General features: G+C 38.7%; 3 protein-coding genes. All 3 read right to left on the reverse strand.

The window, feature by feature from the left end:
- Positions 1-120: 120 nt before the first annotated feature.
- On the reverse strand, positions 121-2,259 hold the full coding sequence (locus tag BM278_RS17980; protein WP_090952460.1) for a heavy metal translocating P-type ATPase: 2,139 nt from the start codon (positions 2,257-2,259) through the stop codon (positions 121-123).
- Positions 2,252-2,650, reverse strand: coding sequence for an ArsR/SmtB family transcription factor (locus BM278_RS17985; RefSeq protein ID WP_090952463.1), 399 nt, complete (start codon positions 2,648-2,650; stop codon positions 2,252-2,254). The genes BM278_RS17980 and BM278_RS17985 overlap by 8 nt, the downstream gene beginning before the upstream one ends.
- Positions 2,651-3,006: 356 nt before the next feature.
- Positions 3,007-4,359: an Nramp family divalent metal transporter gene (locus tag BM278_RS17990; protein WP_090952467.1), complete on the reverse strand. Its 1,353-nt coding sequence runs from the start codon at positions 4,357-4,359 to the stop codon at positions 3,007-3,009.
- Positions 4,360-4,635 lie beyond the last annotated feature (276 nt).

Raw genomic sequence — 4,635 nt, forward strand, 5'->3', positions numbered from 1 at the left:
TCGCGACATCACAGATGATGGAAGTTCATTCGTTCTTCCATGGGAGTTGATTAAAGAAATATCTTTATCATGAAAAAAGGATAACCAAATGGCATTCCTTACATTTTTTGAACACAAAGTTTATTCTTTAACTTTTAGCAATCGCATGCTGTTTAATGTTACGATTAATGTTGCTCCCATATCGGCAAATATCGCTAACCAAAGTGTTAACCAGCCAGGTACAATTAACAGTAACGCCAATGCCTTAATGCCCAAAGAGAAGGTAATGTTTTGCTTAATAATTGCTAAAGCTTTGCGGCTCAATTTAATCGTATATGGCAACTTACTTAAATCATCAGACATTAAAGCAATATCGGCTGTTTCGAGGGCTGTATCGGTTCCAGCACCGCCCATCGCCACACCAACGGTTGCGGCTGCAAGAGCTGGTGCATCGTTCACACCATCCCCAACCATTGCGACGCTTTGATACTTGTCGCGAAGCTCTTTAATGAAATTCAGTTTATCTTCTGGAAGTAAATCGGCTTTAATATCGGAAACGCCGACTTGTTTTCCGATGGCTTCGGCTGTTCTTTGGTTATCCCCTGTCAACATTACCGTTTTTTCAATACCGACTTGATGAAGTTTTCTAATAACTTCTTTCGATGATTCTCTTATTTCGTCTGCCACGGCAATTAACGCCAAAATTTCTTTTTCCGTTCCTAACGCCATGACCGTTTTCCCTTGTGTTTGAAGGGTTGTAATTTGTTCTTTTATTTCTGATTGGATGCCATTTGGAAGAAGTTCTTCAAAAAGACCTGGGCTTCCGACATAATACATTTTGTTATTTACTTTAGCTTTCACACCTTTACCTGTAATGGATTGGAATTCTTCAACCGATACATCATTAAAATTCAATCCGTTTTCTTCCGCTTTTCTTATAATGGCGGAAGCAAGTGGATGCTGTGAGCCTTTTTCAATTGCTGCTGTAATGGTCATTAATTCATTTTCATTGCCATTATAAGTGACCACATCAGTGACAGATGGAACACCTTTTGTTAATGTCCCTGTTTTATCAAAAGCGATGACTTTTAGAGATCCTGCTTCTTCTAAATAGATGCCGCCTTTAATTAACACACCGTTTTTCGCTGCATTTCCAATGGCGGTTACAATCGAAACAGGAGTGGAAATGACCAGCGCACACGGACAACCAACCACTAATACAGCTAGACCTCGATAAATCCATTCGCTCCAATCAGCCCCCATAAATAATGGCGGAATAATGGCTAGTAAAAGAGCAAAAATGATAATGGCTGGTGTATAGTATTTGGCAAAACGATCCACAAACGCTTGAGAAGGTGCTCGTTCTGCTTGAGCTTCTTCCACTAAATGGATGATTTTCGAAAGAGTTGTATCTTCTACTCGTTTTGTCACTTTTACTTCCAATAATCCTTCTTCATTCAATGTTCCCGCAAAGACTTCATCACCAACTGTTTTAGCTACGGGAACACTTTCCCCTGTAATCGCAGCCTGATTTAACGTAGATGTACCCTTGATGATGATGCCATCCATCGCTAATTTCTGACCAGGCTTCACGATCATAATATCCCCGACTTGAATATCGTCAACATGGACCATCATTTCTTCATTTCCACGGCGAATTAATGCTTCTTTTGGAGCAATATCCATCAACGATTCAATGGATTGACGAGCTTTGTCCATGGAATAACGCTCTAATGCTTCACTTATTGCGAATAGAATGACAACCGTTGCACCTTCTCCCCATTCACCAATCGCTGCAGCTCCTAAAATTGCCACTGTCATCAGCGTATTCATATCAAACTGTAATCGAACTAGGTTTTTGAAACCTTTAATAAATAGCGAATATCCACCGATTAAAATCGATGCAGCATATCCAATTGTCACAAAGATATGCTCTTCTCCGTATTGCTTCCCTAAAAACCAACTAATCACAAGCAAAACGGCGGAAATGTACACTTTCATGTTTTCTTTTTGCTTCCAAAAAGGTTCACGCTTGACTGCTTTTTCTTTATCTTCTCGAATCTTCAAATTTTCAAAAGCCCCTGCTTTTTCTAATTCTTCGATGGTTGTTGTACCCCAAACGGTAATTTTAGACGCTCCAAAGTTTACTTTAGCATCCTGAACACCGGGCAATGCTTTTACGTTATTTTCAAACTTTGCTGCACAGTTTGCACAAGTAAATCCTTGAACACGGTAGGTTTTCATTTCTTTCTCAGATAATTTTGCTTGTTGTTCAGACACGGACTTTCACCTCTTTCTCATGTGCTAACGCAATCATGATTAACTGCTTAATATGGTCATCATCCAGCGAATAAAATGCTAGCTTTCCTTCTTTTCGATACTTTACAATCCCTTGTTTATAAAGGGTGCGTAAATGATGGGAAGTTGTTGCAACAGAAGCCCCAATGATATTGGCGATATCACATACACATAATTCATCTTCTTGGCATAGAGCATACAAAATTTTAGATCGGTTTTCGTCTGACATAGATTTGAATAGCGATGCTAATTTACCAAAATCAAAATACTCCATTTTCTTTTGTACCTTATTCACCTTTTCTTCATCAAAGCAATAAATTTCACAAGAATCATCTGTTCTCTGAAATTGTTCTTTTTTATTAGCACTTGCCATAACGTCACCCCTGTGTTTTCATTCAAATATACATTTGATTATTTTGTAAGTTTATTGTAATATGAAAATAAATCCTTGTCAAATATTAGAGTAACCATTTGAATAAAAAATTATTTTTCTAAGAGGTGATAAAAATGACAAAACAAATTAGAATGTCCCCTTGCTCCTTACCTAGATGAAGTCTAGGATTTGTGTAAAAAGAAGCGGCACAAAGCGGTTTTTTCCGGAGACCTAAGTTCGCTGGACTGGGAGTCGGATTTTACACAAACATTAGGACTGGGCCGGCGATAAAGGCTTTTATGGCAAATGCCAATACACCTTAATGAAATATTTTATAACAGGAAATTCTCCATTCGCTAACCAAAGAAAGTCTGCAACAACAAATATGCGTTTAAGCTGATAATCACAACCGCTACCATCCAAGCAAGAACTTTCAACCATAATGGATTTGCGAACTCACCCATTTTCTTTTTATCGCTAGTGAATTGAACGAGAGGCACTACCGCAAAAGAGAGCTGCAAAGAAAGAATCACTTGGCTCAAAATAAGTAATTGAGCCGTTCCGCTTTCGCCATAAAGAGCAGTTACAACAACGGCTGGGACAATGGCAATCAATCGAGTGATCAGCCTTCTTAACCAAGCAGGAAGGCGAATATTTAGAAAACCTTCCATCACAATCTGACCAGCTAAGGTTCCCGTTAATGTGGAGTTTTGACCAGAAGCCAACAAAGCAACTCCAAATAAAATACTTCCAAGTGTTGTTCCAAGCAGTGGAGAGAGCAAGTGATAAGCATCGCCAATCTCCGCAACATCTTTCATTCCTGCTTTATGGAACGTAGCAGAAGAAACAATAAGGATCGCTGCATTAATAAATAAAGCGAAGAAAAGTGCAATGGTTGAATCCCAAGTGGCATATTTAATCGCTTGTCGTTTGCCCGAGCTGGATTGTTCGTATTGACGTGTCTGTACAATGGAAGAATGCAGATAAAGATTATGTGGCATTACGGTTGCACCTAAAATACCGATTGCGATATAAAGCATTGCTGGATTGTCAATAATTTCTTTGCTTGGAACAAATCCCTTCAATATGCCTCCCACATCTGGCTTAGAAAGAAAGATTTCAATCGCAAAACAAGCACTAATGGTTAGAATTAAAACAACCACCAACATTTCAATATAGCGAAAACTTTTATTCTGCAATAGCAATACGACCAGTACATCTAGAACTGTAATCATAACCCCATATATTAATGGAATGCCAAAGAGCAAATTCAAAGCGATTGCCGCCCCGATCACTTCCGCTAGATCAGTAGCCGCGATTGCCAACTCGCATAAAACCCATAAGACCATTGCCACTGGCTTGCTGTAATGATCGCGACAAGCTTGTGCTAAATCCCTTCCCGTTACAATTCCCAACTTACCAGCTAATGCTTGAAGCAATATTGCCATTAAATTTGAAAGCAAAATAACGGAAAGCAACGTGTATCCAAACTGAGAACCTCCTGCAATATCAGTCGCCCAGTTTCCCGGATCCATATACCCCACTGCAACTAAGTATCCTGGTCCAGCAAACGCAAGAAACTTTTTCATCCAAGAACCCGTTTTTGGTATACGCAAACTTCTATATACTTCGGGCAATGTTGGTTGTGTCCGTTTCTTTCTCCAACCTTCCTCAACGACTAACGGCAGTTTTTTTATATTTTCACTCATGATGATCACCTCATGATTGGTTTTCGCTAAATATTTTGCATTAAGGAAACTTTTGGGGTAAAAAAATTTGCTCCTACAACTTAGAATTAGATATATGTAAGAGCAAAGAAAATGTTGCCTAAATAAATTGTACATCAGAAACTTTTTTAGTCAATGGAAACTTTTATCGTTTGTTAGTTTAAGATCGCTAAAATATTGAACAAGGTACTGACCTTGTTCAAACCATTTAATGATATTTGAAGCTTATGTTTGAATGAATACTCTCCCACTTACGCT

Source organism: Parageobacillus thermantarcticus (genome assembly GCF_900111865.1).
GTDB lineage: Bacteria > Bacillota > Bacilli > Bacillales > Anoxybacillaceae > Parageobacillus > Parageobacillus thermantarcticus.